30 protein-coding genes are annotated in these 25552 nt (G+C 69.0%); 12 read left to right on the forward strand and 18 right to left on the reverse strand.

The genetic code is table 11. The features are described 5' to 3' along the window. Positions 1-59 precede the first annotated feature (59 nt). From flhA to AB6A66_RS10890, 4 genes are read left to right on the forward strand one after another with little or no spacing between them, the layout of a single operon-like run. Positions 60-2087: a flagellar biosynthesis protein FlhA gene (flhA, locus tag AB6A66_RS10875; protein WP_371055965.1), complete on the forward strand. Its 2028-nt coding sequence runs from the start codon at positions 60-62 to the stop codon at positions 2085-2087. After that, positions 2084-2851 carry a flagellar biosynthetic protein FliR gene (locus AB6A66_RS10880; RefSeq protein ID WP_371055904.1) on the forward strand — a complete coding sequence of 256 codons (768 nt, stop codon included), beginning with the start codon at positions 2084-2086 and terminating at the stop codon, positions 2849-2851. The genes flhA and AB6A66_RS10880 overlap by 4 nt, the downstream gene beginning before the upstream one ends. Beyond that, on the forward strand, positions 2851-3945 hold the full coding sequence (locus AB6A66_RS10885) for a flagellar biosynthesis protein FlhB (protein ID WP_371055905.1): 1095 nt from the start codon (positions 2851-2853) through the stop codon (positions 3943-3945). Before AB6A66_RS10880 ends, AB6A66_RS10885 begins: the two co-directional genes overlap by 1 nt. Beyond that, positions 3942-4373, forward strand: coding sequence for a hypothetical protein (locus AB6A66_RS10890; RefSeq protein WP_371055906.1), 432 nt, complete (start codon positions 3942-3944; stop codon positions 4371-4373). Before AB6A66_RS10885 ends, AB6A66_RS10890 begins: the two co-directional genes overlap by 4 nt. Here the strand turns inward: AB6A66_RS10890 and AB6A66_RS10895 are convergent. From AB6A66_RS10895 to AB6A66_RS10935, 9 genes are read right to left on the reverse strand one after another with little or no spacing between them, the layout of a single operon-like run. After that, entirely contained in the window at positions 4361-4846 is a 486-nt protein-coding gene (locus AB6A66_RS10895; protein ID WP_371055907.1) for a flagellar basal body-associated FliL family protein, read from the reverse strand. The genes AB6A66_RS10890 and AB6A66_RS10895 overlap by 13 nt on opposite strands. Before the next feature lie 13 nt (positions 4847-4859). Further along, the gene (flgH, locus tag AB6A66_RS10900) at positions 4860-5579 is read right to left on the reverse strand and encodes a flagellar basal body L-ring protein FlgH (protein ID WP_371055908.1); all 720 of its coding nucleotides are present in this window, start codon (positions 5577-5579) and stop codon (positions 4860-4862) included. Between the two features lie 6 nt (positions 5580-5585). Next, a complete protein-coding gene (gene flgA, locus AB6A66_RS10905) occupies positions 5586-6011 on the reverse strand; it encodes a flagellar basal body P-ring formation chaperone FlgA (protein WP_371055909.1) in 426 nt (141 codons plus the stop codon). Next, the gene (gene flgG, locus AB6A66_RS10910; protein WP_371055910.1) at positions 6011-6796 is read right to left on the reverse strand and encodes a flagellar basal-body rod protein FlgG; all 786 of its coding nucleotides are present in this window, start codon (positions 6794-6796) and stop codon (positions 6011-6013) included. The genes flgA and flgG overlap by 1 nt, the downstream gene beginning before the upstream one ends. A 12-nt stretch (positions 6797-6808) precedes the next feature. After that, positions 6809-7519 carry a flagellar hook-basal body complex protein gene (locus AB6A66_RS10915; RefSeq protein WP_371055911.1) on the reverse strand — a complete coding sequence of 237 codons (711 nt, stop codon included), beginning with the start codon at positions 7517-7519 and terminating at the stop codon, positions 6809-6811. Position 7520: 1 nt separating this feature from the next. Then, positions 7521-7790, reverse strand: coding sequence for a flagellar biosynthetic protein FliQ (locus AB6A66_RS10920; protein ID WP_371055912.1), 270 nt, complete (start codon positions 7788-7790; stop codon positions 7521-7523). Further along, the gene (gene fliE / locus AB6A66_RS10925; RefSeq protein ID WP_371055913.1) at positions 7790-8089 is read right to left on the reverse strand and encodes a flagellar hook-basal body complex protein FliE; all 300 of its coding nucleotides are present in this window, start codon (positions 8087-8089) and stop codon (positions 7790-7792) included. Before fliE ends, AB6A66_RS10920 begins: the two co-directional genes overlap by 1 nt. A gap of 13 nt (positions 8090-8102) precedes the next feature. Next, positions 8103-8495: a flagellar basal body rod protein FlgC gene (gene flgC / locus AB6A66_RS10930; RefSeq protein ID WP_371055914.1), complete on the reverse strand. Its 393-nt coding sequence runs from the start codon at positions 8493-8495 to the stop codon at positions 8103-8105. Positions 8496-8506: 11 nt separating this feature from the next. Further along, positions 8507-8890: a FlgB family protein gene (locus AB6A66_RS10935; protein WP_371055915.1), complete on the reverse strand. Its 384-nt coding sequence runs from the start codon at positions 8888-8890 to the stop codon at positions 8507-8509. A gap of 85 nt (positions 8891-8975) precedes the next feature. Here AB6A66_RS10935 and AB6A66_RS10940 point away from each other — a divergent pair, with 85 nt between their 5' ends. Next, positions 8976-10328, forward strand: coding sequence for a FliI/YscN family ATPase (locus AB6A66_RS10940; RefSeq protein ID WP_371055916.1), 1353 nt, complete (start codon positions 8976-8978; stop codon positions 10326-10328). A 17-nt stretch (positions 10329-10345) separates the two neighbouring features. Here the strand turns inward: AB6A66_RS10940 and AB6A66_RS10945 are convergent, their stop codons facing one another. From AB6A66_RS10945 to AB6A66_RS10970, 6 genes are all read right to left on the reverse strand, one after another. Beyond that, positions 10346-11158: a DUF1217 domain-containing protein gene (locus AB6A66_RS10945; RefSeq protein WP_371055917.1), complete on the reverse strand. Its 813-nt coding sequence runs from the start codon at positions 11156-11158 to the stop codon at positions 10346-10348. After that, on the reverse strand, positions 11155-11562 hold the full coding sequence (flbT, locus tag AB6A66_RS10950) for a flagellar biosynthesis repressor FlbT (protein ID WP_371055918.1): 408 nt from the start codon (positions 11560-11562) through the stop codon (positions 11155-11157). The genes AB6A66_RS10945 and flbT overlap by 4 nt, the downstream gene beginning before the upstream one ends. Beyond that, positions 11559-11936, reverse strand: coding sequence for a flagellar biosynthesis regulator FlaF (gene flaF, locus AB6A66_RS10955; RefSeq protein ID WP_371055919.1), 378 nt, complete (start codon positions 11934-11936; stop codon positions 11559-11561). The genes flbT and flaF overlap by 4 nt, the downstream gene beginning before the upstream one ends. 75 nt (positions 11937-12011) lie before the next feature. After that, positions 12012-13616: a flagellin gene (locus tag AB6A66_RS10960; protein ID WP_371055920.1), complete on the reverse strand. Its 1605-nt coding sequence runs from the start codon at positions 13614-13616 to the stop codon at positions 12012-12014. A 154-nt stretch (positions 13617-13770) separates the two neighbouring features. After that, positions 13771-14118 (reverse strand): flagellar biosynthesis protein FlgN, encoded by a 348-nt coding sequence (locus tag AB6A66_RS10965; RefSeq protein WP_371055921.1) that lies wholly within the window; start codon positions 14116-14118, stop codon positions 13771-13773. Further along, positions 14108-14398, reverse strand: a complete 291-nt coding sequence (locus AB6A66_RS10970) for a rod-binding protein (protein WP_371055922.1) — start codon at positions 14396-14398, stop codon at positions 14108-14110. Before AB6A66_RS10970 ends, AB6A66_RS10965 begins: the two co-directional genes overlap by 11 nt. Positions 14399-14676: 278 nt before the next feature. On the opposite strand from AB6A66_RS10970, the gene AB6A66_RS10975 reads away from it, so the two are divergent. Together AB6A66_RS10975 and AB6A66_RS10980 are read left to right on the forward strand one after the other, a co-directional pair. Then, complete coding sequence (locus AB6A66_RS10975) at positions 14677-15903, forward strand: flagellar hook-length control protein FliK (RefSeq protein ID WP_371055923.1); 1227 nt, start codon at positions 14677-14679, stop codon at positions 15901-15903. Between the two features lie 22 nt (positions 15904-15925). After that, the gene (locus AB6A66_RS10980) at positions 15926-16588 is read left to right on the forward strand and encodes a flagellar hook capping FlgD N-terminal domain-containing protein (RefSeq protein WP_371055924.1); all 663 of its coding nucleotides are present in this window, start codon (positions 15926-15928) and stop codon (positions 16586-16588) included. A gap of 437 nt (positions 16589-17025) precedes the next feature. Here the strand turns inward: AB6A66_RS10980 and ubiB are convergent, their stop codons facing one another. Together ubiB and ubiE are read right to left on the reverse strand one after the other, a co-directional pair. Beyond that, complete coding sequence (gene ubiB, locus AB6A66_RS10985; protein ID WP_371055925.1) at positions 17026-18558, reverse strand: 2-polyprenylphenol 6-hydroxylase; 1533 nt, start codon at positions 18556-18558, stop codon at positions 17026-17028. Between the two features lie 3 nt (positions 18559-18561). Beyond that, complete coding sequence (ubiE, locus tag AB6A66_RS10990; RefSeq protein ID WP_371038873.1) at positions 18562-19326, reverse strand: bifunctional demethylmenaquinone methyltransferase/2-methoxy-6-polyprenyl-1,4-benzoquinol methylase UbiE; 765 nt, start codon at positions 19324-19326, stop codon at positions 18562-18564. A gap of 85 nt (positions 19327-19411) precedes the next feature. Here ubiE and mutM point away from each other — a divergent pair, with 85 nt between their 5' ends. The 5 genes from mutM to dnaN all read left to right on the forward strand — a co-directional run bounded on the left by mutM (position 19412) and on the right by dnaN (position 24601). Continuing rightward, on the forward strand, positions 19412-20263 hold the full coding sequence (gene mutM, locus AB6A66_RS10995; RefSeq protein ID WP_371055926.1) for a bifunctional DNA-formamidopyrimidine glycosylase/DNA-(apurinic or apyrimidinic site) lyase: 852 nt from the start codon (positions 19412-19414) through the stop codon (positions 20261-20263). 62 nt (positions 20264-20325) lie between these two features. Continuing rightward, positions 20326-21102: an enoyl-CoA hydratase gene (locus AB6A66_RS11000; protein WP_371055927.1), complete on the forward strand. Its 777-nt coding sequence runs from the start codon at positions 20326-20328 to the stop codon at positions 21100-21102. Positions 21103-21185: 83 nt separating this feature from the next. Next, entirely contained in the window at positions 21186-21449 is a 264-nt protein-coding gene (gene rpsT / locus AB6A66_RS11005; protein WP_371055928.1) for a 30S ribosomal protein S20, read from the forward strand. A 510-nt stretch (positions 21450-21959) separates the two neighbouring features. Then, complete coding sequence (gene dnaA / locus AB6A66_RS11010; RefSeq protein WP_371055929.1) at positions 21960-23330, forward strand: chromosomal replication initiator protein DnaA; 1371 nt, start codon at positions 21960-21962, stop codon at positions 23328-23330. A 152-nt stretch (positions 23331-23482) separates the two neighbouring features. Next, positions 23483-24601 carry a DNA polymerase III subunit beta gene (gene dnaN / locus AB6A66_RS11015; RefSeq protein WP_371055930.1) on the forward strand — a complete coding sequence of 373 codons (1119 nt, stop codon included), beginning with the start codon at positions 23483-23485 and terminating at the stop codon, positions 24599-24601. A 12-nt stretch (positions 24602-24613) separates the two neighbouring features. On the opposite strand, the gene AB6A66_RS11020 is transcribed toward dnaN, so the two are convergent. Beyond that, positions 24614-25417, reverse strand: coding sequence for an undecaprenyl-diphosphate phosphatase (locus AB6A66_RS11020; protein ID WP_371055931.1), 804 nt, complete (start codon positions 25415-25417; stop codon positions 24614-24616). Between the last annotated feature and the right edge of the window lie 135 nt (positions 25418-25552).

A 25552-nucleotide genomic window follows, 5' to 3' on the forward strand; every position in this document is an offset into this window, starting at 1 on the left:
TGCCCGCCTTCGTGCCCTCCGCGCTATTCCGGCCCACGGTCCTGCTCGCCCTGGCGCTGATGGCCGTGATCGCGATGATGATCGTGCCCATGCCGGCCTGGGTTCTCGACATCGGGCTCGCCGCGTCCTTCGCGCTGGCCATCCTCATCTTCACCGTGACCCTCTTCATCGAGCGGCCGCTTGACTTTTCGGCGTTTCCCACGGTTCTGCTCGCCTCGCTCATGCTGCGGCTCTCGCTCAACGTTTCCTCGACGAAACTCATCATCGGCCAGGGGCATACCGGTACCGATGCCGCCGGGGAGGTGATCGAGGGCTTCGCGAGTTTCGTGATGGGCGGCAGCGTTCTTCTCGGGCTCGTCGTCTTCTGCGTTCTTTTGATCGTGAATTTTGCCGTCATCACGAAAGGCGCGGCGCGCATGGCCGAGGTGGGCGCGCGTTTCGCGCTCGACGCGATGCCCGGCAAGCAACTCGCCATCGACAGCGACGTGTCCGCCGGCGCCATAGACCACGCCGAGGCGAAGACCCGGCGCGAGCGCGAACAGCAGGAGACCACCTTCTTCGGCTCGCTCGACGGTGCCTCGAAATTCGTCAAGGGTGATGCCATCGCCGGTCTGCTGATCACGCTTCTGAACCTGGTGATGGGTCTCGTGATGGGCATCGTGGTCCATGACATGCCGCTCGGCCAGGCGGCGGAGACCTATGCGATACTTACCGTCGGCGACGGGCTGGTCAGCCAGATCCCTGCCGTCATAATCTCGATCGCGGCCGGGCTGCTGCTCGCACGGGGGGGCGCGGTGGGCGCGACGGACCGGGCCATCTTCGCTCAGCTCGGGGCGCATCCGGCCGCGCTTGGCACCGTTGCGGTACTAATGGGCCTCTTCGCGCTGGTCCCGGGCCTGCCTTTCGTGCCCTTCGTCGCGGGCGCCACCGCACTGGGTCTCGGGGCCTGGGCGCTGGCGCGCCGTGCCGAGCGTGCGGAAGGCGCACAGGATGACGGGGCCGAGGCGCCCGCGCCCGTGCCAGAGCGACCCATGGGCGACATGCTCGAGGTGGACGACATCCACGTCCAGTTCGCTCCCGACCTCGTGGACATGGTGCTCGATCCCGGAACCGGGCTCGAGGCGCGCATCACGAACCTGCGGGCGCATGTCGCGACCGCCTACGGCGTGATCCTTTCCGAGATCCGGCTCACCGACGACGATTCGCTTCCCGAGGGAAGTTACGCGGTACGCATCCACGGGGTGGAACAGACGCGCGCGCGCCTTCGTCCGGGCCAGGTGCTGGCCCTCCGCGCCGAGGGTGACGCCGCGCTGCCGGACGGCGAGGACGTGGCCGAACCGGTTTACGGTGCGCCCGCGCGGTGGATCCCGGCCGCGGTGCAGGAAGAGGCCGCGTTTACCGGGGCGACCCTGGTAGCCCCGGCGGAAGTGCTGGCCACGCATCTTCTGGAGACGATCAAGCGCAATCTTGCCCGGCTTCTGACCCACAAGGCGATGCGCCGGCTCCTCGACGAGATGGTCAAGCTGTCGGATCCCGCGCGTGCCGAGGCCAATCGCCGGCTCCTCGACGAGCTCGTACCCGACAAGGTGCCGCTGGACCTGCTGCACCGGGTGCTTCGCCTGCTGCTCGAAGAGCAGGTGTCGATCCGCAACCTGCCCCTGATCCTCGAAGCGGTGGCCGAGGCGCGCCTCGCTCACACGAGGGCGGAGGCCGTGTGCGAAGAGGTGCGCCAGCGCCTTGGTTTCCAGCTTGTCGCCGCGCTCCGGCGCGTCGACGGGACCCTGCCGCTCGTGCAGCTCGCCTCCGACTGGGAAGAGACCTTCGCGGCCTACCAGCTCGAGGGGGATCGCGGGGGGCTCGACGTGGCGCTGCCGCCAGAGGCGTTCAACCGCCTTGCCGACGGACTTGCCGCGGAAATGGCCGCGGCCTCCGAGCGCGGCCTTTCGCCGGCACTTGTCACCTCGACCCGGCGCCGCCGCTTTCTCCGAACCGTGATGGCCGCCAAGGGTGTGTCGAACCCGGTCCTCTCCTTCGAGGAGATCGGGCTCGAGGCACGGCCCGTGCTCGTGGGGACGGTGGCGGCATGACGCTGGCAGAGGCCGCCGGCGTGGCGGAGGCCACCTTCTGGCATTCCGTGGCGGTGTTCCTGCGGGTCGGTGCGGCGATGGCGGTGTTGCCGGCCTTCGGCTCGCAAAGCGTTCCGCTGCGGATCCGGGCGGTTGCCGCCATCGCCTTTACCGCAGTGGTGGCGCCTGCGGTGCCGCCGCTCTTCGCCGGTCCGCCCGATCTTCCACGCCTTGTGCGGTTCCTGGCCACCGAGACGCTCGCGGGCCTCGCCCTCGGTCTCGCGCTGCGCCTTTTCGTGCTGGTCCTGCAGACGGCTGGCGCCATCGCCGCCAACGCGATTTCCCTCGCGCAGCTTCTCGGGGGCGCCCAGCCGGAGCCGACGCCGGCCATAGGGCAGGTTCTCGTGCTGGCCGGCCTCGCGATCGCCGTCGCAGCCGGCCTGCATGTGCGCCTCGCGGAATTCCTCGTGCACTCCTACGCGCTGCTGCCGGCCGGCGGATTTCCCGACGCAGCCGCCATGGCGGGCTGGGGATCAAGCCAGGTTGCGAAGGCTTTCGCGCTGGCCTTCTCGCTCGCCGCGCCGTTCCTGATCCTGTCGCTGCTCTACAACCTGACGCTCGGTGCGATCAGCAAGGCGATGCCGCAGCTCATGGTGGCGTTCGTGGGGGCGCCGGTGATCACCCTGGGCGGACTCGCGCTTTTTGCGCTGGCGGCGCCGCTCATGCTGACGATCTGGCACGAGGCTTTGCTCGCGTATCTCGCCGATCCGCGCGGGACACCCTGATGGAGTCCGGTCAGGACGAAGCGGCGGAGAAGTCGCACGAGCCTTCCGCCCGCAAGCTGGAGGAGGCGCGCAAACGCGGAGAGGTGCCGCGGTCGACAGACCTGGCCACCGCGGCGGCCTATGCGGGGCTTCTGCTTGCGCTGGCCGCCGGGGGCGGTTGGGCCGTGGAACGCGCGGGGGGCGCGATGGCCGCGCTGGTCGGCCGCGCCGACGTCCTTGCGCCGCTTTTCTTCGAGGGGGCCTCCACTGCCCCGGCGGGTGCGCTTGCCGCGGCGCTTGCCGGGCCGATGGCGCTCTGGTTCGGGCTGCCGGGGCTCGCCGCGCTTCTCGCGCTGATCGCGCAGCGCGCCGTTACGGTGACCCCGTCGAAGCTTGCGCCGAAACTCAACCGCATCTCGCCCGTCTCCGGCGCGCAGAACAAGTTCGGTCGGAAAGGCCTTTTCGAATTCGCCAAGAGCACGGCGAAGCTTTGCATCTTCACGCTTTGCCTTGCCCTGTTTCTCGCCGATCGGCTGCCGCGCGTGCTGGCGAGCCTGCGAAGCCCCCCGGGACCGGCGAGCGCGGAAATGGCGCGCCTGATGGTGGAATTCCTGGGCGTGGTGCTGGTGATCTCCATCGCTATCGGCGCAGTGGATTTCCTCTGGCAGCATGCCGAGCATCGCCGGCATAACCGAATGTCCCACAAGGAACTGCGCGACGAGGCCCGGGAATCGGAGGGCGATCCCTACCTGAAGCAGGCCAGACGCGGTCGTGCGGAGGCGCTCGCCACGAACCGCATGTTGCAGGACGTGCCGGCGGCCGACGTGGTGATCGTGAACCCCACGCGGGTCGCCGTGGCTCTCCGCTGGAACCGGGAGGCCGGAAGCGCCCCGGTCTGCGTCGCGAAGGGCGTGGGCGAGATCGCCGCGCGGATCCGCGAACTGGCCGCCGAGTCGGGCGTGCCGATCCGCCGCGATCCGCCGACCGCGCGGGCGCTCTGGGCCGCCGTGGTGATCGGCGAAGAGATCGCGCCGGAACATTACCGGCCCGTGGCCGCAGCCATCCGGTTTGCCGAGGACATGCGCGCCCGCGCCCGGGCCCGGGGCCGCGCATGACGCCCGATTGGGACCTCCTCGCCCGTCTCGCCGAGCTGCGTTTCCGCCAGGACGCGGAACGGCTGGCCGCGCTTCGGCGGGAGGCGGCGGAGCTGCGCGAGGCGCGCACGCGCCTCGATGCCGAGGGTCGCGCCGCCGTGCTTTCCCGCCCGGTCGATGGCGGTGCCGCGCTTGCCGCCTGCGAGCTCTGGCGGGGCTGGGCCCGGGCGCGCCGTGTCGACCTCGCCACGCGGGAAGCGGAATTGCGCGCCAGGGAGGGTATCGCCGCCGCCGGGCTGCGCCGCAGCTTCGGGCGGCGCGAGGCCGTGGCCCGCGAAGCGGCGCGGGCCGAGGCCGCCGCGGCACACAAGGAGGCGCTTCGCGAGGGAGAGCGCCTTTTGTCCGCAGTTTGTGTCAAGACGTCGGCGGGGCCGCGTCAGAGATCCTGACGCGCCATCTCGACGATCAGAACCTGGTCGATCGTGCCAGGCATGATGCGCCGCGCCGCCTCTGTCAGCTGCCGGCGCAGCGGATCCAGCGCGGCAGTGTCGGTGAACGCGCCCGCGAAGCCGCCGACATTGGCGTGATCGAACATGACCTGCAGCAGCGTGTCCCGGAGTTTGGGTTCACGCGCGAAGATCGCCTCGCCGGCGCCGGGCATGGCCTCGAGCCCGATGGCCAGAACGACCATGGCGGCAACGCGGCCCTCCTCCAGGACGGGGACGACGAATTGCTGGTCCAGTCGCACGTAATCCCGTTCTCCGGGAGAGGGGGCCTCGTCCAGCGTTCCGGCGGCGCTTTCGGCGTTTTCTGCGGTCTCCGCGTCGACGCCCGGCTCCGAAGTGGGGCGGAAGGCGTAACCCGCCCCCACTCCGGCCGCGAGACCCGCGAGCGCCATCAGGACCGGCAGCAGTTTGCGCATGTTCACGCTCCGCTCAGAAGGGCAGCATCGCGCCAAGGGCCTGTTGGCCGTAGCGCGGCTGCTGCATGTCGGTGATCTGGCCCCGTCCCCCGTAGGAGATCCGCGCCGCGGCGATTTTGTCGTAGGTGATCTCGTTGCGGCGGGAGATGTCGCCGGGGCGGACGTAACCCGTGACAAGAAGTTCGCGCAGTTCGAAGTTGACACGCACCTCCTGGCTGCCGCGGATGGCGAGCACACCGCTTGGAAGAACATCGGTCACGGTAGCGGCGACGCGAAGCGTCAGCTCTTCCGAGCGGCGGACCGATCCGTCGCCTTGGGCGTTGCTCGAACTGCCGAGATCGATGGCGTTGCCCATCGAGGCGCCGTCGGGAAGGCTTCGATCGATCCGCTGCGGCAAGCCGAAGAGCTGCGGGATCTGAAGGCTCTCGGAGCCCGAACGGCTGCGCTCGGTCGAATTGGAAATCGCCGCGCTCTCGTCGATCTCGATCACGACGGTCAGGATGTCGCCACGCTCCAGGGCACGGCGGTCGCCCAGAAGTGACCGGCGCCCGTCCGACCAGAGCGAGGCGCCGGCCGTCTCTCCGCGCCGGTCCACACTGTCGGGCAGGCCGGGCGACAGCATGGCGAAATGTTCCGCGCCCTGCATCGCCGGCGAGAAGTCGGGCGCCCGCCCGACGGGCGTGGTGCTGCAGGCGGCCAGAAGGCAGGGCAGAAGGGCTGCAAGGCATCTCATGGCGCGTCACCGATCCACGTGAACGCTGCCATCGGCGCGAACGACGGCGTGCAGGCTCGTGCGTGACGAGAGGTTCATGACGCGTATGCGCTCGCCCGCGCCGCCGCGCTCGAGCGCGCGTGCCTCCGCCGTGATCGCAAGCGCGCCGTAGACGTAGCTTACGGTCACGATCTGATTCCTTTCGACAAGCGCGGGCGGTCCCACGGCCCCTGCCCGGATCGGACGACCGGCGTAAAGGGCGACGCGCGCCTCGAGGCCCACCGCCTCGGACGGGTGCACGAGCGCGCCGGGGATGTCCGCGGCCTTCACGGAGACATCGCCCGGAAGGATAACCTCGCGTGGCCGGATCGTGCGATTGGCGACCAGCGCGTCGGCCGCGGCGAGTTCTGCCGCGGCGACGATAGCCGGGACCATCAGGAACGCGGCCCTCATCAGCGCACCTGGGTGGTCGCGCCGAGCATCTGGTCGGCGGCGGTGATGACCTTCGCGTTGAGTTCGTAGGCCCGCTGCGCCTCGATCAGTTCGGTCACCTCGCGCACGGCGTCCACCGAACTCTCCTCCAGGTAGCCCTGTCGCAACGTGCCGAGCCCGTCTTGGCCGGGCTCACCCGGCAGCGCCGGTCCGGAGGCCTCCGTCTCGGTGAAGAGGTTCGCGCCGATCGCTTCGAGGCCCTTGGGATTCGTGAAGCCCGCGAGGACGAGCTGGCCGAGCTGCTGCGCGGCGACCGCGTCGTTGAAGTAGGCATAGACCTCGCCGGCCGGGTTCACCGAAATCGATCTGGCGTCCGCCGGGATCACGATCTCGGGCGCGACCGGGTGGCCATCCGCGGTGACGATGAGGCCTTCGGCATTCCGTTTCAGCCCGCCGTCGCGCGTATAGGCGGGCTGTCCCGAGGGCAGGGTCACTTCGAGGTAGCCGCGCCCGTCGATGGCGATGTCGAGCTCGCCGCCCGTGGCGGCGAGCGAACCCTGCGAGAGCTGGACCGCCACCGCGGAGGGACGTACGCCGAGACCCAGCTGGACGCCGGCCGGCAGGATCGTGCCGTCCGCCGCGGAAACCGTGCCTGGGCGGGTATACTGCTGGTAATGCAGGTCGGCGAACTCTGCGCGGCGCGGATCGTAGCCCGTGGTGGACATGTTGGCGAGGTTGTTGGAGATCACCTCGACCCGCAGCTGCTGGGCGCTCATGCCGGTGGCGGCGATATCTAGGGCGCGCATGGTCTTGTCTCCTTACTCGATGAAGGTGCGGATCGCGGAGCGGATGCGCTCGTTCTCGGCGTCGAGGAAGCTCTGGCCGAGCTCGTAGGCGCGCTGGACCTCGATCATGCGGGCGACCTGGCCCACGGGATCGACGTTGGATTTTTCCAGAAAGCCCTGCAGCACGCGCCCGCCTGGCTCGGGCTCCACACCGTCTTCAGAGCGGAAGAGCACGCCGGCCTCCCGCTGGAGGCCCAGCGGATCGGTTGGTCGATAAAGGCCGATCTGGGCCACAAGCCGCCCATCGGCGCTGAGCGTTCCGTCCGTCCCGATGGCGATTTCGGCATTTGGCGGTGCGAAGACGGGCGCGCCGCCCGCGTCGAGAAGCCGGTGGCCATCGGGCGTGACGAGTTCGCCGTCGGGCCCGGAAATGAAGCTTCCGGCCCGGGTGAGCCGTTCGCCCTCGCCCGTCTCGACGAGGAAATATCCCGGACCTTCGACGGCAAGGTCGAACGGGTCGCCGGTGCGCGTGAGCGCGCCTTGCAGGTCGGAGACGTGGCGGGCCCGCAAGGCGCCCATCGAAAGCGAGTCTCCGCCTTCGATCCGGCGCACGAACTCCGCGAAGATCACACCCTCCTTGCGGTAGCCCGTGGTGGATGCATTGGCGATGTTGTTGGCGACGCTCTGCATCTCCCGCAGGAGACCGGATTGCCGGGAGAGGGTCACGTAGCTGGCATTTTCCATCTCAGCCTCCCGCGATGCGCGGCACGATCTGCCGCTGGAAAAAATCGACCAGGGTCCGCGTCATGAACCCCATGGAGAGCCAGTAGACGGCGAGCATCGCCATCAGTTTGGGCACGAAGGTGAGCGTCATTTCCTGCACCGAGGTGAGCGCCTGGAACAGGCCGACGCTGACCCCCGCGACGAGTGCCGCCGAAAGCACCGGAACGGAGATGATCACCGCAACCCAGAGCCCGTGCCGGAGCGCGTCGAAGAGCATGGCCTCCGTTTCCATCAGACGGGCATCCTCAGGATTTCCTGGTAGGCCTCGACCACCCGGTCGCGCACCGTGACCACGGTCTCGAGCGCCAGTTCGGATTGCGCGAGAGCCTGGACGAGCGCGTGCGGATCGGCGTCTCCGGTCATGGCGGCCATGGCTGTCGTCTCGCCCCTGCGCAGCGTCGAGGCGAAGTCTTCCGCCGCGCGGGCGAAGGCGGCACCGGCGCCCGACCCACCTGGCGGGTCCGCGTCGGGTGTGGTGGCCGGGCGGGCCGCGGCGTAGCGGCCGGCGGCGAGGGCGGCTTGGATATCCATGTTGCTCTGTCCTCTAGCGACGAAGAAGGTCCATCAGCGCGGACGACATCTGCCGCGCCTGGTCGAACAGTTTGAGATTGGCCTCGTAGCTGCGTTGCGCTTCGCGGGCGTCGGCGATCTCGATCACGAGATCGACGTTGGAGCCCTCGTAATGGCCGCTGTCGTCGGCCAGGGGGTGCGCGGGATCGTGGATGCGCTCGAGCTCGGACCGGTCGAGGCTCACCAGGCCGGTCCGCACCTCGCCGCCGGCGCCCTCCGCGCCGAAAGCCTGCTCAAACGGGACCGTCTTGCGGCGGTAGCCCGGCGTGTCCGCGTTCGCGATGTTCTCGGACAGGTGGCGAAGGCGTGTGGCCTGCGCCTTGAGCCCGCTTGTGGACACGGAAAGAGAATCGGAAAAGTCGCTCATCGCGTGTCCTTTCAGCGACGGCCGAGCGAGAGCCGCATCAGGATCAGCGCGTTGCGGTAGATGGCGAGGGCGCGGTCGTGCTGCCGCCGGGCCTCGACGGCCGTGAGCATCTCGAGTTCGAGCGAGACACTGTTGCCGTTCGGATCCGAGAGCGCGCCGGCACGTTCGGCAGGTTGCGCTCGGGCCGCGCCGGGATCCGCGCCGATATGGCCCGGCCGGGTGGTCCGGAGCGACCCGGTCGTGCCGGCAGCGACCTCGTGGAAGGGTGGAATGTCGCGCGCGCGGTAACCCGGCGTGTCCGCGTTCGCGATGTTGCGCGCGGCCAGCGCGTGGCGGGCGCCGGCGTGCACGGCCATGGAATGGGCCGTGCGAAAGACCTCGAGCTGGTCGAACATCGGGGCTTCTCCTCCGATCAGGTGCAATCAAGGCTTAACGGCCAGTGGTTTAGAAACCGTTCCCGAGCAACATCGGAGAACATGGATGATCCGCGATGGAATCACGGCCCTGACGGCCGAGCTGGACGGGCTGCGCGCGGCCGGCCCCCTTGGCCGTGTCTCGGCGGTGGAGGCTGGGCTTCTGCGCGTGACCGGCCTTGAAAAGGCACGCATGGGCGACAGGCTGGAGGTTAGCCGGACGGATGGTGGGTGGCTGGCCGGAGAGGTCCTGCAGCTCGCCGGCCGCGATGTGCTCATGCTGCCCGACGGCTCGGCGGAGGGCACCGCGATCGGCGACGCAGTCCGCGTTCGGGGCGGCGATTCGATCGCGCCGGCCGATGGCTGGATCGGACGCGTCGTCGATCCGTTCGGCATGCCGCTCGACGGTGCGCCCTTGTTGCGCGGGGCTGTCGCCCGTCCGTTGCGCGCCGCACCGCCCGACGCCGCCGCGCGCCGGCGCATGGGCGCACGCCTCGAGACGGGCCTGCGCGCCTTCAACACGCTTCTGCCCGTGGCGCGGGGCCAGCGGCTCGGCCTCTTCGCGGGTGCGGGCGTCGGGAAATCGAGCCTGCTTGCGCATTTCGCCCGCGCGATGCAGGCCGACGTCGTCGTGCTTGCCCTTATCGGCGAGCGCGGGCGCGAACTGCGCGATTTCGTCGAGGATGCGCTGGGCGCCGAGGGGATGGCCCGCGCCGTCGTGGTGACGGCCACCTCGGACCGCTCCGCGCTGGTGCGGCGGCGCTGTGCCTGGGCGGCGATGGCCGTGGCGGAGCATTTTCGCGACCAGGGGCGCCATGTCCTGCTGCTTGCCGATTCGATCACGCGTTTCGCTGAGGCGCACAGGGAGGTCGCGGTCGCGGCGGGCGAGCCTCCCGCGCTTCGCGGGCATCCGCCGTCCACCGCGCACCAGATCATGTCGCTGGCAGAGCGGGCCGGGCCCGGTCCTGACGGCGCGGGCGATATCACCGCGCTCTTTTCCGTCCTCGTGGCCGGAAGCGATCATGACGAGCCTGTCGCGGATATCCTGCGCGGCGTGCTGGACGGGCATGTGGTGCTTGACCGCGCGATTGCAGAGCGTGGGCGGTTCCCGGCCGTGGACCTGGTGCGATCCGTCTCGCGAAGCCTGCCCGGCGTGGCGAATGCGGACGAAAATGCCGCCATCGCCCGGGCGCGGAGCCTCGTCGCGGCCTATGAGGGGTCCGAGACAATGATTCGCGCGGGTCTTTATGCCGAAGGGAGCGATCCCCTCGTGGACCAGGCGGTGCGCGTCTGGCCGGAACTCGACGCCTTCCTCGCCGAGACGGAGCGGGAAGATACCGCCGAAAGTTTCCGGCGGCTGAGATTGCTTCTGCGCCGGGCGGAGGCGGGGGCCGCCGCGCGGACGCCGGCCGTGACCTGAGCAGTGCGCCCGCGGCGTCAGCGCAGGGGCGCCAGTCGCGGGGCCGATTGCAGAAGGGTGAGCGCGATCGCGCCGGGCGAGGGGCTCGGCGCAGCCTCGATCTGGGCGCGCAGCAGGAACTGCCGGACAAGCGTGTCGCGCGCGGCCTCGTTGGTGAATTGGGCGATCTCGCCGGATCCGAAGATCCGCTCGCTGCGTGTCCGGAACGTCTCGAGCTGCTGGTCGATGTCCTGCTGGCCGAACGCGCGCGGCAGGCCCAGCGCGGTCTCGAAAACGCGCCGCAACGGTGGCGTTCCCATGATCCGGAACCATTGCGTATCCGCGCCGGCGCCCGAGGCGGCGATGGTGCCGAGTTCGCGTGCGGCGAAAAGCGCAAGGCGCATCGTCTCGTCTTGGCGGCCGACGGCGATCTCGAATTCCTGCGCCTCGAACCGGGCGATGATTTCGCTGGCGAAGCCGGCCTCGCGCGTCGGCGGCGTGGTCGCGTCGGCGAAGCGGAACGCCTCTGCGAAGGCCTTGTAGCGGTCATCGGTGAGCCGGTTGGCGAGCGCGTCGGGGCGCGCGGTGCCATCCTCCAGGATCTTCTGGATGAAGAAGCGGTTGGGCAGATCGTCCTGCAAGCCGAAGGCGCCCAGGGCGACGCGAAGAAGCCGCCGGTCCGCGACAAGCTCTGCCGCGGTTTCGATGCCGCCGATCCGTTCGCGGAAATGGTCGGTGTCGCGCGCGAGCGCCGGGCTCTGGCGCAAGGCGGCCTGCTGGGTCTCGGCCGTACGCTCGAGGAAGCGGTATCCGGCAAGGCCACCGACGGGAAGAACGGGCTGGAAGCTCATGACAGCCGGGCCGATGCCAGCAGGCGATCCTCGCGCGGGATGAGCGCGCGCAACGCTCTCAGGCAGGCGTAGTGCTTGTCGGAAAGAAGGGCGTGCGTGGCGGCGGCGAGCAGGTTGCGGCTGTCGCGATCGGTGAAGACCTGGCTGAGTTCCTCGATGCGGCGCAACAGGTCGCTGCGCTCTGCCTCGGGGTCGGCGTCGCCCGTCAGGAGAAGCTGCATGGCGTAGCAGACGCGGCGCACCGGGGTGGTGGCCTCGTCCGGATGGATGGCATCCCGCAGGCGAAGGATGCGCGCGCCCGGCGTCATCACGCAAAGCCGGCTACGCCGCTCTCCATTCTCGAGGACCGCGCCGTTCACGAGCACGCGCTCGCGCGGGCCGAGTTTCAGCACGAGCCCGCTCATGGCTGCGGTGCCTCTTGCCGCAGGCCGCGCAACACGGCCGAATTCACCTCCAGAAGCGGCGCGGCCGAGGCACGCCCGTCAAGGACGGCGCGGCTGTGCTGGGTCGTGAACTCCGCAAGATAGAGGATACGCGCCCTGAGGTCTTCGGGCAGGCCGTTGCCACTGCGCGCGACATCGGCGGCGAGTGCCGTCCACAGCCTGCGATTGTCCGCGATCGCGGCGGCCAGCTCGGCGAAACCGGCGTCGCCTTTCTGTGCCGCGGACTTGAGGCGGTGGGTGACGCGCGCGACGACCTGGTATTCGATCCCGCGCGGCGTGTGGGTCGCCGTGCTGGTCTTGGCATAGGCGTTCCGGGCATGGGTCAGGGCGTTCAAGGCACCGCTCTCCGTCTCTTGTGGATTTCTGGGGAAGATCCGGCCGGCGACGGTGCGCCGGCCGGGAGGCCGCTATCAGCGGAAGAGCGCGAGCAGCTGCTGCGGCGCCTGGTTGGCGATCGACAGCGACTGCGTGGCGAGCTGCTGCTGCACCTGCAGCGCCTGGAGGCGGGCCGACGCCTCCTCCATGTCGGCATCGACGAGCGCGCCGATGCCGGACTTCAGCGAGTCGGTCAGCTTGCTGACGAAGTCGCTCTGGGTCTCGACCCGACCCTGCACCGAGCCGAATTCCGCCGCCGAGTCGATCGACCGCTGGATGAGCGTCTCGATGTTCGAGAGCGCCGCCTCGGCGCCGTCCTTGGTCGTCACGTCGAAGCCGTCCAGCCCGGCGAGGCGGCCTGTCTCGACCGCGTTGTCGTTGGCGTCGTTGTTGGCCACGACGTTGACCGTGTCCGCTGTCGCGTTGGCGTTGTCGATCTTCAGCGTCCACTCGTTCGTCGACGAGTCGAAGCTAACGGCGGTGGTGATGTCGGCGTTGTTCTCCGCGTCGATGGCGAGTTTCAGGCCCTTTGCGACGTCCTCCATCGTGTCGCCGGCGCTGGCCACGTAGGTGGCGGTGATGCCAGCATTGGCGATGTTGATCTGATAGCCGTCGCCCTTGTTCACGTTGACGCCGCTGAAGGTGAAGTCCTCTGCCCGCTGGGCGAGGTCCACGGTCGTCGCACCGAGCGTACCAGAGCTGGCACCGCCCTGGGTCACGCTGATCGTGGTGGCGTCGAATTGACGGGTGGAGGCGAACTCGAGCGTGCCGGCGTTATTCGTGACCGAAATGCCCTCGATCTGCGCCGCGTTGATTGCCGCGGCGATCTGGCCCGCGGCAGTGGTTGCGGTGGTGTCCAGGTCACCGGCCGCGAAGGACACGGTCGTCCCGCCGATGTCGAAGGAGAGCGAATCGGCACTGAAGTCGCCGGTGAGCGAGATGTCAGCGTTCGTAGGCACGGCCGCGCCATCATCGCGTACCGGTGCGCTCGACAGCGTAGCCGTGGTAGCGGATACGTTTCCGGAAAGGTCCGTCAGACCCGTGCCGGTGCCGAGCGACCCGGTCGTCTGCGTCAGGTTCTGGCCGTTGAAGCTGATCGACGCGCTCTTGACGTTGCCCTCGCTGTCGCGGTCGAGCGAGGAGAGGATGCTGGTGAAATCGGAATTGTTGACGATGTTCTTGCCGTTGAACTGGGCGGCGCCGACGACCGACTTGATCTGGTTGGTCAGCGCGTCGATGTCGGTCTGGATCTTCGCACGATCGACGTTCTCTTCCTGGGCGGCGACGATCTTGCCCTTGATCTGGGTCAGCAGGTCGGTCGACGCCTCGGCGGCCTTCTTGCCGACGGCGAGCGTCGATTCGCCCAGCGCGAGGCTGTCCGAGATCGCCTTGAATCCCTGAACGTCGGATTCCATCACCTTGGAGATCGCCCAGACGGCGGCGTTGTCGCTGGCCGAGGCCACGGACTTGCCGGTGGAGATCTCGCCCTGCGTCTTCGCGAGGTTGTTGTTCACGGCCTTGAGGGTCTGCAGCGCTACCATGGCGCTGTTGTTGGTCAGGATGCTGGACATGGGGTTTCCTTGTCTTTCCGGTTCGGCGCTTTGCGCCTGTTGCAGGGGCCCGGAGATGCCGGGCGTCACAAAGTCGTTCTGACGGGTGCGGCCCGAACTTGCGGCCGCGCCACCCTTGCGGATGCGGTCTTGATGGTGGGGGGTGGTGTCCTAACGGAGCGTGAAGCCGTCCCGGCCCGCTACGGCGGATTTGAGGAAAACTGTGTGCGTTTTCCTGCCGGCGTCAGCTCCGCTTCTCGAGGCGGGGCGCGGCGGCCTGCCGGATGTTGCGCCGCTGGCCCCGAGGGTCGTAGGTCGCGAACGCCTCGCGCACCTCGCGCATCGCGGCGAGGCGTTCGGCCACGGACCGTATCCCGGCAAGCGCGGCATCGAGCAGGGCGGCGTTGCGTTCCAGCCGGCTGCGCAGGGCGGCAAGCGTGGCGGGATCGGCGTCCTGCCCCTGAAGGCGGCCGGCGAGCGCCTCCTTGCGGTCGGCAAGGGCGGCGAAGCGGCCGATGTCGCCCGCCAGCAGCGCCTGGCGCTCTTCTTCAAGCAACGCCTCCAGGGCGGTCACGGCGGGGTCAGGCGTCATCGCCGCGCGCCGCCAGCGCGTGGAAGATGTGTTCGGCCAGCCCGATGCCGCCCGCCTCTGCCATGGCGCGGGCCTGCATGTCGCGCAGGAAGGAGGCGAATTGCGTCTCGCCCGCGCCGCCCCCGAACGCATCGGGCGTGCGCCCGACCCCGGCGCTCTTGAGCATCTGCGACAGGAACGCGGTCTCGAGCGCGACGGCGGCCTCGCGCGCGGGATGATCCCTTGCGACCGGGTCGGGGCGCGGGGACGGCGTGGCGGGCGCGGGGGCGGACGGGATCATGGCGGTCACTCCAATTGCGCGGGTTTTGCCGACCATGACGCCCGCGCGGTAAAGAAGCGGTAACCCGCGTGGCGGAATGTGAGGCTCACGCAGAACGCGCCGGGGAGCTTCCGATGATACCGATGAATTCGACCTTGCCCGAGTCGCCATCGGCCGCACCGCAGGGCGCGGGCCCGCGGGCGGGTCGCCCAGAAACCGAGGGCGGAGGCGAGCACCCGGTCGCCCCTGGCGGAAAGGCGACCGCAGGCAGGGGGGCGTTTGCGGAAATCCTTCGGCGCATGGACGCGGAAGGCTGGCCGGGGGCGGCGCGATCCGCCGACGGGTCGGCGGGGAATGCGCCCGCGCGGGGCGAGGATACGGAAGAAGAGCAGGGCACCTCCGAAGGCCAGCTTGCCGACGTTGCGCCCGTGCCCGTCGAGGACGCGGAGGACCCGTCCGCGGCGCCATCCGTACCCGGACCGCCGGTGGTGGAAATGTCCGAGGATGCGCGCGGCGGCGTCATGCAAGAAGGCCCCGCGGCCGTCGGGGCCGGGTCTGTACCCGGAGAACAGCGGGATGGAATGGCCGCGCTGGCGGCCAACGCCGGGCCGGCTTCGCCCGACGCCACGCGCCCGGCCGGCGACGGGCCGGCGAAGGCAAGACCCGAAGGTTTCGCCGCGACCGCCGCCGACCCAAGGATAAACGGGCTGCCGCCCGGGTCCGGACGAAACGATCCGACCAACCCGCGCGCGCTGACCGGGCAGCGGGAAGAAGCTGCGCCGCAGCGAAGCGGGCTGCAGGCGGACGCGGCGGCGGAGGCTCCGCAAAGGCACCCCGGCATGACCGCGCCGGAGGAGCTGCGCGCGTCCCGTCTCACACATTCCGACACGATGTCCGCGCCATCCGCGACGGAACCGGGCCGGGGGATGGCTGTGTCCAACGCACCGGCCGCGCCCGTCGTCCCGCCCGGTGCCGTCCCCGCGCCACCACCCCCTGGCGGACATTCGTCGCTGCAGGTGGTCGGGCACGTCGCCGCGGAGGAAATGGCCGATCGCGGCACGGCGCCCCTTTCCGGCCTCGACGTGAGGACCGCTGCGCCGCAACCGTCCGGCCAGGCCGCGCCCCCGCGCGCGGAGGCCGCCGCTGTGCTTCGCCAGTTGGCCGAGGCGCTCTCCGCGGCGCCGGTTCCGGGCTCTGTGGAAGTGTCGCTCAACCCCCCCGAACTCGGGCGGGTGCGCCTCAGCTTCGCACCGTCGGATGCGGGGATCGCGGTGCTGATACAGGCCGAACGTCCCGAAACGCTGGACCTCATGCGCCGACACGCCGACCAGCTCGCGCAGGAATTCCGTGCGATGGGCTACGGGTCGACCTCCTTCGCCTTCGGGCAGGATACCGGCGCACCCCCCCGCAGGCCGGAGGACATCGCCGGTGCGTCCGGCGCATCCCCGGCCGAGGAGATGGCCCCGCCCGCCACGCAGGAGGCACCCCGGCGCGGCGTTCTCGCCGGGCTGGACCTCAGGCTCTGATCACCCATCACGGAGATGTCCCATGCAGACCAGCCCTGTTCCTCCGCCCGCCTTCGCCGCCGGACCGGACCGTGCCACGGCCCGTACGGAGGCCGGCCGCGGTGCGCTGTCCTCGGATTTCGAGACCTTCCTGCGCATGCTGACGGTGCAGATGCAGAACCAGGACCCCCTGAACCCGATCGAAAGCACCGATTTCGCGGTGCAGCTCGCCACCTTCTCGACCGTGGAGCAGCAGGTACTCACCAATGATCTTCTGGCCCAGATGCAGACGCCGCTTGCCGAGTTCGCCAACTGGGTGGGTCGTGAGGTGCTGACCACCGCGCCGGTAACGTTCGATGGCGCGCCGGTGACGCTGCGACTGGAACCAGGTCGCGCGGCCGAGGACACCGCGCTCGTGGTGCGTGACGCCGAAGGCCGCGCGGTTCTGAGTCAGCCGGTGCCGGCGGACGCGGAAACGGTGGAATGGGCTGGTGTCGGCCCGGCCGGTGTGCCGCTGCCGCACGGCCGCTACAGTTTCACCCTGGAGAGCGCGAGCGCTGGCCCGGGGGCCGACAGCCGCCCGGTTCCGGCCTTCCAGACGGTACGCGAGGTGCGGGTCGGGCCGCAGGGCGCGCCGGTCATCGGTCTGGCCAGTGGCGAAGAGGTGCCGGCGGGGGACGTCCTCGCCCTGCGAGAATCGCGGTAACGCCGATGGGACGGAGGGCATGACCCGGCGGCTCCCGATGCTGGATGATCCCCTGCCCGACATGCGGAACCGAACGCAGCAGATGATTGGAGCGGCGATGAAGGACGCGGCGCGATCCCTTGAGTGTGGCGAGACAGGGCATCGCTTCCGATCTCCGCCGCCTCGCGCGCGGGCGCGACTCCAGCTGCGGCGGTCCACGCCGCGCGGGTCTCGACCCCGGAACGGGACGTCGATGCCTTTTTCGGCGAAGGGCCGCTTGCGCGAAGTCTTGGCGCCGCTTCGGTCGCTTGGGGCGAACTTCCTCATTCGCCTCGCGGTGTCGGCTGGCCACGATGCCGGACGCAGCACCTTCCCAGGAGGTGACCGCGGCGGCTCATCGGACGGCCCCGGCAGGTCTCCTGGCGCAAGACTCCGGCCGACCGAACACGACGGCGCCCTCAGAAAAGCGATCCGGCACCCACTGCCAGGCTTGCGCCCAGGGCGCCTCCGAAGGCGGCCCAAAGCGCGGGCCGGATCCAGGGCGCGCGTGGCCGGGGGGGCGGCGGGCTGGCCTGCCGGATCAGCGCCGCTTCCACGAGACCGGGCAGGCGTGGACCGAAGCGTGTCAGAACCTTCGCCGTCCGCGCGAGATCCGATGCCACGGCGCGCGGTCCGATGCTGTTCTTTATGTAATCCTCGACCACCGGCTGCGCGACCTCCCAGATGTTCATCTGCGGATTGAGCGAGCGTGCGACACCTTCCACCACCACCATCGTGCGCTGCAGAAGCAGCAGTTCGGTCCGGGTTTCCATGCCGAAGCGCTCTGTCACCTCGAAGAGGTAATTCAGCAGCCGGCCCATGGAGATCCGGGTGGCATCCATCCCGAAGATCGGCTCGCCGACCGAGCGCAGCGCCCGGGCGAACTCGTCCACGTCGCGGTCCGCGGGAACGTAGCCGGCCTCGAAATGGACCTCCGCGACGCGCTTGTAGTCGCGTCGGATGAAACCGAAGAGGATCTCGGCATAGACGCGGCGCGTGTACTCGTCGATCTGCCCCATGATCCCGAAATCATAGGCGATGATATCGCCGTTCGGCGCGACCTTGAGATTGCCCTGGTGCATGTCGCCGTGGAAGTAGCCGTCGCGCAGCGCGTGGCGCAGGAAAAGCTGCAACACGCGTTCCGAAAGCGCCTTTCGGTCATGTCCCGCCGCGTCGAGCGCGGCGTTGTCGCCCATCGGAATGCCTTCGGCCCAGCCAAGCGTCATCACGCGCTTGGCCGAAAGCGGCCAGACCACCTTGGGCGTGCGGAAACCCTTGTCGCCGCGCGTGTTGTCGGTGAACTCGGACGCGGCGGAGCTTTCCAGGCGCAGGTCGAGCTCGCCTTTCACCACGCCCTCGAAATGGGCGATCACGTCCATCGGCCGAAGCCGGCGCGAGGACGGCGACAGGATCTCGATCATCCGCGCGGCGAGGTAGAAGGCGTCGATGTCCCTGCGAAACGCGCTCTCGATCCGGGGACGCAGCACCTTGACGGCTACCGCCTCGCCGTTGACGGCCAGCCGTGCCTTGTGGACCTGCGCGATGGAGGCCGCGGCGACGGGCGGGCTGAAGTCCATGAAGACGCCATCGGGATCGACGCCCAGCTCGCGCGCGAGCGTCGCCTTGGCCACCTCGATCGGGAAGGGCGGAAGCTTGTCCTGGAGCACGCGCAGCTGGTCGGCGAGCTCGTCGCCCACCACATCCGGCCGGGTCGAGAGGACCTGCCCGAACTTGATGTAGGCCGGGCCCAGCGCGGTGAGCGCACGTGTGGCGGGCGGCATGGCGGGATCGCCCTTGTATCCCAGCCATTTGAACGGCCAGCCCAGCGCCCGCGCGGCGGCCCGCAGCGAGGGCGGCGCGTCGAAGGCGTCGAGCACCACGCGCATCGCGCCGGTGCGTTCCAGCGTGGCGCCGGTGCGGATCAGCCGCCAGATGTTGTGCGGTCCTCGCAAGGGTCAGAGCTTCCAGCCGGAGTGGAGCGCGGCGACGCCCATGGTCAGGTTGCGGTAGCGGGCCTGCTCGAAGCCCGCGTCGCGGATCATGCCGAGAAACGTCTCCTGGTCGGGGAAACGGCGGATCGATTCCACCAGATACTGGTAGCTCGCGCGGTCCTGCGCCACGACCTGGCCCATGGCGGGGATCACGTTGAAGGAATAGCGGTCATAGGCCCATTGCAGGGCCGGCGTCGGGATCTGCGAGAACTCGAGCACCATGAGGCGGCCGCCCGGCCGGAGCACGCGGAACGCCTCGGCGAGGGCGGCCTCGGGCCGCGTGACGTTCCGGATGCCGAAGCTGATCGTGTAGACATCGAAGCTTGCGTCCGGAAACGGCAGCGCCATCGCGTCGCCCACGATCCAGGCGAGCTTATCCGCCATGCGCTCGGCCTCGGCGCGCTTGCGCCCCGCGACGAGCATGGATTCGGTCAGATCGAGTACGGTGGCGTGCCCCGCGCCGGCGCGGCGAAGGAAGCGGAAGGCGATGTCGCCGGTGCCTCCTGCCACGTCGAGAAGCCGCTGGCCGGGCCGGGGTGCCAGCCAGTCCATCATCGCGTCCTTCCAGAGCCTGTGAACACCCGCCGACATCAGGTCGTTCATCACGTCGTAGCGGCTGGCCACCGAGGTGAACACGCCCTTGACGCGTCCCGCCTTTTCGGTCTCGGGCACGGTTTCGTACCCGAAATGCGTCGTGCCCCTGCGGGCGTCTGTCGCGTCGTCGCTCATGAGCCTTGCCGTCTGCCGTGCAGAGCCATCTTATAGGGCGCTTGCGGGGCGCTGCAATCCGCGCCGGCCGCGGGAAGGAGCGCGCATGCCGGAATTGCCCGAAGTCGAGACGGTTCGTCGCGGCCTTTCGCCCGTGATGGAGGGCGGGCGGATCCTGCGCGCAGCGGTCAACCGGCCCGATCTGCGCTGGCCGTTGCCCGAGCGCATGGCCGAGCGGCTGGCCGGGGCGCGGGTCCTGCGCCTCGGGCGGCGGTCGAAGTACCTGCTCGCCGATCTCGACACGGGCGAGACCTGGATCATCCATCTCGGGATGTCGGGCCGCCTGCTCGTCTCCGGCGATGCGCTGGGACGCTTCGTGCACGACCATCCCGCACCGGAGAAGCACGATCACGTGGTGATCGACCTCGAGGGGGGCGCCCGCGTCACCTTCAACGACCCGAGGCGTTTCGGCGTGATGGACCTGGTGGCGACGGAACGGCTGCAAACGCACCGCCTGCTTGCGGGGCTGGGGCCCGAGCCGCTCGGCAACGGGTTCGACGAGGACTATCTGGTGGCGCGCCTCGCCGGGCGGAACACGCCCGTGAAGGCGGCGCTTCTCGACCAGAGGCTCGTCGCGGGGCTCGGCAACATCTATGTCTGCGAGGCGCTCTTTCGCGCCGGCGTCTCGCCCCTGCGCAAGGCCGGGCGCCTGGCCCCGCGGCGCGCTGCAGCGCTCGTGCCGGCGATCCGGGCGGTGCTCGCCGACGCGATCGAGGCCGGTGGCTCCAGCCTGCGCGACTATCGCCGCGCGGACGGCGAACTCGGGTATTTCCAGCACGCCTTCGACGTCTATGGCCGGGAGGGCGCGCCCTGCCGGCGGCCCGGCTGCACCGGAACGGTGCGCCGCAAGGTGCAGTCGGGGCGCTCTTCGTTCTACTGCATCTCTTGCCAAAGATAGCTTGAATGGACGTGCCAGAATGCTAAGGCAGGCATCTGACCGAAACGAACGGAGCCGGCTGCATGGCTTATGAGACGATAATCGTCGAGACCGAAGACCACGTCGCCACGATCAAGCTCAACCGCCCCGACGCGCTGAACGCGCTGAACGCGCACATGCTGGGCGAACTGTCCCGCGCGCTTGCCGAGGCCGACGCCAACGACAAGGTGCGCTGCATCATCCTGACCGGCTCCTCCAAGGCCTTCGCGGCGGGCGCCGACATCCGGGAGATGTCGGAGAAGAGCTTCGTCGACATGTACATGTCGGACTACTTCACCCCGGAGCACGACGCGGTGACCCGGGTTCGCAAGCCCGTCATCGCCGCCGTGGCCGGCTACGCGCTGGGCGGGGGGTGCGAGCTTGCGATGATGTGCGATTTCATCGTTGCCGCCGACACGGCGAAGTTCGGCCAGCCCGAGATCAACCTGGGCGTGGTGGCCGGTCTCGGCGGAACCCAGCGCCTGACCCGGGCGGTCGGCAAGTCGAAATCCATGGACATGCACCTGACGGGACGCTTTATGGACGCCGAGGAGGCGGAGCGCGCGGGCCTCGTCAGCCGCGTGGTGCCCGCCAAGAGCCTGATGGAAGAGGTGCGTGGCATCGCCGACAAGATCGCGGAAAAGTCGATCCTGACCGCGATGGCGGTCAAGGAGGCGGTGAACCGGGCCGAGGAAACCACGCTCGCCGAGGGGCTGCGCTTCGAGCGGCGCCTCTTCCACGCGCTCTTCTCCACCGAAGACCAGAAGGAGGGCATGACCGCCTTCCTGGAGAAGCGCGAGGCGCAGTTCCGCGACCGCTGAGCCGGGCGGTTGACTTGCCCGCGACTCGCGTCTAAGAGCGCGGCTTCAGACATTCCACCCCAGACGAATGGGACGAAAAGACAATGGCAAACACGCCTCAGGCCAAGAAGCGCGCCCTTCAGAACGAGCGTCGCTACGCCGTGAACAAGGCGCGCCGGTCGCGCATCCGCACCTTCCTGCGCAAGGTCGAGGAAGCCATCGCCTCGGGCGACAAGGATGCCGCGGCCGCCGCACTTCGCGCCGCCCAGCCGCAACTGATGCGCGGCGTGACGAAGGGCGTGTTGCACAAGAACACCGCTGCCCGGAAGATGTCTCGCCTGTCCGCCCGTGTGAAAGCGATCGGCTAACCCCTTTTCCAGGCGGTAAAGTTTACGGGCCCGGCACCTCGCCGGGCCCGTTTCGTTGTGCAGCCGCCGCATGAGGCGGAACCGGATTCTTTTGCCCGCGGATCCGAGTCAAGCGACAAGTTTCGTTGCCGCTCTGCAAGCGCAGTTGCTAACTTCCGGTCTGCGAGTCATCGCCTTGGGGGGACAGGCGTCACACCGCACACGTGGATCGTTTCCACCTGTGTGGCCGAACGATCCGTTGAGCACCGGATCGCCGTGACCGTGGGGCATCGGGGACGCCTCACGCGCCAGTCCGACACAAGATGAACGGCGCAATCGGCGCCCACTCCGCGGTCGTGCGTTTCGGCCCGCGAGGGGGAGCGTTCCAGTTGCGCCTGAATGCCCGGCATCGCCGGGCTGGTGGGTTGGCCGGGCGGAGTCCGGTCGCGGGGTCGTCGGGTTTCGGGTTCGAGTTGAACCGTCTGCGCGGTTTGGAGGTCCGGAATGAAGTCGCTGCTGGAAGAGAGAAAAATGACGCGGGATCAATGGGGACAGCTACAGGCAACACTCGAGAGGACGGTAGGCAGGAACAACTACCACAACTGGATCAAGCCGCTCGAGTTCGCCGGCGTCTCTGACGGGGTCGCGACCTTCAAGGTGCCGACGAATTTCCTTGGCAACTACGTGTCGCAGAATTTCGGCGACGTGCTGCTTCACCAGATCGCGACCGCCGGCGCCGATGTCAGGCGCGTGCATTTCACCGTGGCGCCCTCTCCAGAGCGGCCCGCCGCGCCCTCGAACGGCCCCCGCGACGCGGCGTCCGCGGCGGCCGCGCCCGAAACCTCCGGCCGCAGCGACACGCTTCCCGGCGCGCCGCTCGACGAGCGGTTCCGTTTCGAGACCTTCGTCGTCGGCAAACCCAACGAGCTCGCCCATGCCGCCGCGCGCCGCGTCGCCGAGGGCGGCCCCGTCACCTTCAACCCGCTGTTCCTTTACGGCGGCGTCGGCCTTGGCAAGACGCATCTGATGCACGCGATCGCGTGGGAGCTGCAGGAGCGCCAATCGCATCTCAACGTGCTCTACCTGTCGGCCGAACAGTTCATGTATCGCTTCATCCAGGCGCTCCGGGATCGCAAGATGATGGACTTCAAGTCCATTTTCCGCTCGGTCGACGTGCTGATGGTGGACGACGTGCAGTTCATCGCCGGCAAGGACAGCACGCAGGAGGAATTCTTCCACACGTTCAACGCCCTCGTCGATCAGAACAAGCAGATCATCATCTCGGCCGACCGTGCGCCGGGCGAGATCAAGGATCTCGAGGAGCGCATCAAGAGCCGCCTGCAATGCGGCCTCGTTGTGGACCTGCACCCGACGGATTACGAACTGCGCCTCGGCATCCTGCAGTCCAAGGTGGAACGGCAGCGCAGCCAGTATCCCGGCCTTCAGATCGAGCCCGGCGTGCTGGAGTTCCTGGCGCTGCGGATCTCGACCAATGTCCGCGTTCTCGAGGGGGCGCTGACCCGCCTCTTCGCGGTGGCCTCGCTCGTCGGGCGGCCGATCGACATGGAACTCACCCAGGACAGCCTCGCGGACGTGCTGCGGGTCTCCGAGCGGAAGATCACCATCGAGGAGATTCAGCGCAAGGTGTCGGAACATTACCATATCCGCCTGAGCGACCTGCTCGGGCCCAAGCGTGTGCGCAATTACGCGCGGCCGCGCCAGGTGGCGATGTATCTGTCCAAGCAGCTCACCAGCCGGTCGCTGCCGGACATCGGACGCCGCTTCGGCGGGCGCGACCACACGACGGTGATGCACGGCGTGCGCCGCATCGAGGAACTCAAGTCCTCCGACCCGCAGATCTCGGAGGATCTCGAGATCCTGCGCCGGTCGCTCGAGGCCTGAGGCCGGTCCTTGGTTTTTCCGGCACGGCCCGCGCGCAATCGCGGGCCGCGACCTTGACGGGTCGTTCGATCCGGCGGAGAACCCCACATAGCACTTGAGCCGGAACGGGAAATGGCTAGCGTTTCCTTCCCGGTCGAGCGGAGGGATGGGGCATGAAGATCAGCATCGAGCGCGGCACGCTTCTCAAGGCCGTCTCCCAGGCGCAGTCCGTGGTGGAGCGGCGCAACACCATTCCCATTCTCGGCAACGTGCTGATCGAGGCCGAGGGCGACGAGGCGAAATTCCGCGCCACCGACCTCGACATAGAGGTCGTGGACCGTGCCGCGGCGCAGGTGCAGCGGCCCGGCGCCACGACCGTGAGCGCCGTCACCCTGCATGAAATCGTCCGCAAGCTGCCCGACGGCGCGCTTGTCACGCTGAGCGACGACGGCGCGTCCGGCCGGCTGGAGGTGGAAGCGGGGCGGTCGCGCTTCTCGCTCGCCACCCTGCCGAAAGAGGATTTCCCGGTGATGGCCTCGTCGGAATACACGGCGAATTTCGCCGCGCCCGCTCCGGTGCTCCGCCGCCTCTTCGACAAGTCCAAGTTCGCGATCTCCACCGAAGAGACGCGCTATTACCTGAACGGCGTCTACATGCATGTGGCCGAGGGCGAGGACGGCCCGGTGCTGCGCTGCGTGGCGACCGACGGTCACCGGCTGGCCCGGATCGACGCGCCCCTGCCCGACGGCGCCGAGGAGACGCCCGGCGTGATCGTGCCGCGCAAGACGGTGGGCGAGCTGCGCAAGCTGCTGGACGACGACGACGCCGAGATCGCGGTCTCGGTCTCCGAGACGAAGGTCCGTTTCGCGACGCCCGACATCACGCTGACCTCGAAGGTGATCGACGGAACCTTCCCGGACTATGCCCGCGTCATTCCCCAGGGAAACACCCGGCGGCTGGAGGTCGACGCCGCGGAGTTCGCGCAGGCCGTGGACCGGGTGGCCACGGTCAGCTCGGAGCGCTCGCGCGCGGTCAAGCTGCAGCTCGACGAGGACCGGCTGGTGCTGTCCGTGAATGCCCCCGACAGCGGTGCGGCGGAAGAGGAACTGTCGGTCGCCTACGGCGACGAACGCCTCGAGATCGGGTTCAACGCCAAGTATCTGCTCGAGATCGCGAGCCAGGTGGACCGCGAAAACGCGGTGTTCATGTTCAACTCTTCCGGCGACCCGACGCTGATGCGCGAGGGCGACGACAGTTCCGCGATCTACGTCGTGATGCCGATGCGGGTCTGACCCGCGCCGGGGTCAGGAATAGGCCCAGGCCAGAAGCCCGATACCGAGCGCCACGCGGTAGATCACGTAGGGCGTGAAGCTCACGGACCGCAGCAGCCGCATCATCAGCGCCAGCGCCGCCAGCGCCGAGACGAAGGCGAAGCCCGCTGCGATCGCACCGTTCCGGGCGGCCTCGGTGTCGGCCGTGGCGACGACCTCGGCGGCCAGCAGCGCACCCGAGGCGGCGATGGTGGGAATCGACATGAGCATGGCGATCTTGGCCGCGCCGTGGCGCGAATAGCCGAGGAAGCGGGCCCCGGTGATACAGATGCCCGAGCGCGAGGTGCCGGGGATGAGCGCCACCGCCTGCCAGAGCCCGAGTATCCAGGCATGACGCATGGACCAGTCCGCGGCCTCCAGCCGGGCGGGCCCGAAGCGGTCCGCCACCCAGAGGACCACGCCAAACCCGAGCATCGTCCAGCCGATGACGGCGACCGAGCGCATGGCGTCGTCGAGCCCGGTGAGCTTGAGGGCGAGGCCCGCCACCACGACCGGGATCGTCGCCGCCAGCAGCAGGAGCGCGAGCCGCGCGCCGGGCGTATCGGCGCGACCCCGAACGAGCCGGCCGATTCCGGCCAGCGCCTCGCGGACATCGGCCCAGAAATAGACGATCACCGCGCCCAGCGTGCCGACATGCACGGCGACGTCCACGACCTGGCCCTGGTCTTCGATGCCCGCCAGCGCGGGCAGGAGAATCAGGTGACCCGAAGAGGAAATCGGCAGGAATTCCGTGACGCCTTGCGTGACCGCCAGGATGAAGAGGTGCAACAGGGTCATGGGCATGTCCGGCTTGGCGATGCTGCGGCCGGTATAAGTGATGCTGCCGCAAAGGAAAGAGTCCATTTGGGTCCGGTTCGATACATAAATTTTCCGCAATGCAGCGCTCAGGACCGTTTTGCGGGTCATGTCGCC

It is taken from the genome of Rhodosalinus sp. K401, assembly GCF_041365735.1.
In the GTDB taxonomy this organism is placed as follows: Bacteria; Pseudomonadota; Alphaproteobacteria; order Rhodobacterales; family Rhodobacteraceae; genus Rhodosalinus.

What these genes read in the sequence shown, in the direction of transcription:
- flhA (WP_371055965.1), top strand. Translation starts at nt 60, where the DNA reads ATGGCCGTGATCGCGATGATGATCGTGCCCATGCCGGCCTGGGTTCTC.
- AB6A66_RS10880 (WP_371055904.1), top strand. Translation starts at nt 2,084, where the DNA reads ATGACGCTGGCAGAGGCCGCCGGCGTGGCGGAGGCCACCTTCTGGCAT.
- AB6A66_RS10885 (WP_371055905.1), top strand. Translation starts at nt 2,851, where the DNA reads ATGGAGTCCGGTCAGGACGAAGCGGCGGAGAAGTCGCACGAGCCTTCC.
- AB6A66_RS10890 (WP_371055906.1), top strand. Translation starts at nt 3,942, where the DNA reads ATGACGCCCGATTGGGACCTCCTCGCCCGTCTCGCCGAGCTGCGTTTC.
- AB6A66_RS10895 (WP_371055907.1), bottom strand. Translation starts at nt 4,846, where the DNA reads ATGCGCAAACTGCTGCCGGTCCTGATGGCGCTCGCGGGTCTCGCGGCC.
- flgH (WP_371055908.1), bottom strand. Translation starts at nt 5,579, where the DNA reads ATGAGATGCCTTGCAGCCCTTCTGCCCTGCCTTCTGGCCGCCTGCAGC.
- flgA (WP_371055909.1), bottom strand. Translation starts at nt 6,011, where the DNA reads ATGAGGGCCGCGTTCCTGATGGTCCCGGCTATCGTCGCCGCGGCAGAA.
- flgG (WP_371055910.1), bottom strand. Translation starts at nt 6,796, where the DNA reads ATGCGCGCCCTAGATATCGCCGCCACCGGCATGAGCGCCCAGCAGCTG.
- AB6A66_RS10915 (WP_371055911.1), bottom strand. Translation starts at nt 7,519, where the DNA reads ATGGAAAATGCCAGCTACGTGACCCTCTCCCGGCAATCCGGTCTCCTG.
- AB6A66_RS10920 (WP_371055912.1), bottom strand. Translation starts at nt 7,790, where the DNA reads ATGGAAACGGAGGCCATGCTCTTCGACGCGCTCCGGCACGGGCTCTGG.
- fliE (WP_371055913.1), bottom strand. Translation starts at nt 8,089, where the DNA reads ATGGATATCCAAGCCGCCCTCGCCGCCGGCCGCTACGCCGCGGCCCGC.
- flgC (WP_371055914.1), bottom strand. Translation starts at nt 8,495, where the DNA reads ATGAGCGACTTTTCCGATTCTCTTTCCGTGTCCACAAGCGGGCTCAAG.
- AB6A66_RS10935 (WP_371055915.1), bottom strand. Translation starts at nt 8,890, where the DNA reads ATGTTCGACCAGCTCGAGGTCTTTCGCACGGCCCATTCCATGGCCGTG.
- AB6A66_RS10940 (WP_371055916.1), top strand. Translation starts at nt 8,976, where the DNA reads ATGATCCGCGATGGAATCACGGCCCTGACGGCCGAGCTGGACGGGCTG.
- AB6A66_RS10945 (WP_371055917.1), bottom strand. Translation starts at nt 11,158, where the DNA reads ATGAGCTTCCAGCCCGTTCTTCCCGTCGGTGGCCTTGCCGGATACCGC.
- flbT (WP_371055918.1), bottom strand. Translation starts at nt 11,562, where the DNA reads ATGAGCGGGCTCGTGCTGAAACTCGGCCCGCGCGAGCGCGTGCTCGTG.
- AB6A66_RS10965 (WP_371055921.1), bottom strand. Translation starts at nt 14,118, where the DNA reads ATGACGCCTGACCCCGCCGTGACCGCCCTGGAGGCGTTGCTTGAAGAA.
- AB6A66_RS10970 (WP_371055922.1), bottom strand. Translation starts at nt 14,398, where the DNA reads ATGATCCCGTCCGCCCCCGCGCCCGCCACGCCGTCCCCGCGCCCCGAC.
- AB6A66_RS10975 (WP_371055923.1), top strand. Translation starts at nt 14,677, where the DNA reads ATGGACGCGGAAGGCTGGCCGGGGGCGGCGCGATCCGCCGACGGGTCG.
- AB6A66_RS10980 (WP_371055924.1), top strand. Translation starts at nt 15,926, where the DNA reads ATGCAGACCAGCCCTGTTCCTCCGCCCGCCTTCGCCGCCGGACCGGAC.
- ubiE (WP_371038873.1), bottom strand. Translation starts at nt 19,326, where the DNA reads ATGAGCGACGACGCGACAGACGCCCGCAGGGGCACGACGCATTTCGGG.
- mutM (WP_371055926.1), top strand. Translation starts at nt 19,412, where the DNA reads ATGCCGGAATTGCCCGAAGTCGAGACGGTTCGTCGCGGCCTTTCGCCC.
- AB6A66_RS11000 (WP_371055927.1), top strand. Translation starts at nt 20,326, where the DNA reads ATGGCTTATGAGACGATAATCGTCGAGACCGAAGACCACGTCGCCACG.
- rpsT (WP_371055928.1), top strand. Translation starts at nt 21,186, where the DNA reads ATGGCAAACACGCCTCAGGCCAAGAAGCGCGCCCTTCAGAACGAGCGT.
- dnaA (WP_371055929.1), top strand. Translation starts at nt 21,960, where the DNA reads ATGACGCGGGATCAATGGGGACAGCTACAGGCAACACTCGAGAGGACG.
- dnaN (WP_371055930.1), top strand. Translation starts at nt 23,483, where the DNA reads ATGAAGATCAGCATCGAGCGCGGCACGCTTCTCAAGGCCGTCTCCCAG.
- AB6A66_RS11020 (WP_371055931.1), bottom strand. Translation starts at nt 25,417, where the DNA reads ATGACCCTGTTGCACCTCTTCATCCTGGCGGTCACGCAAGGCGTCACG.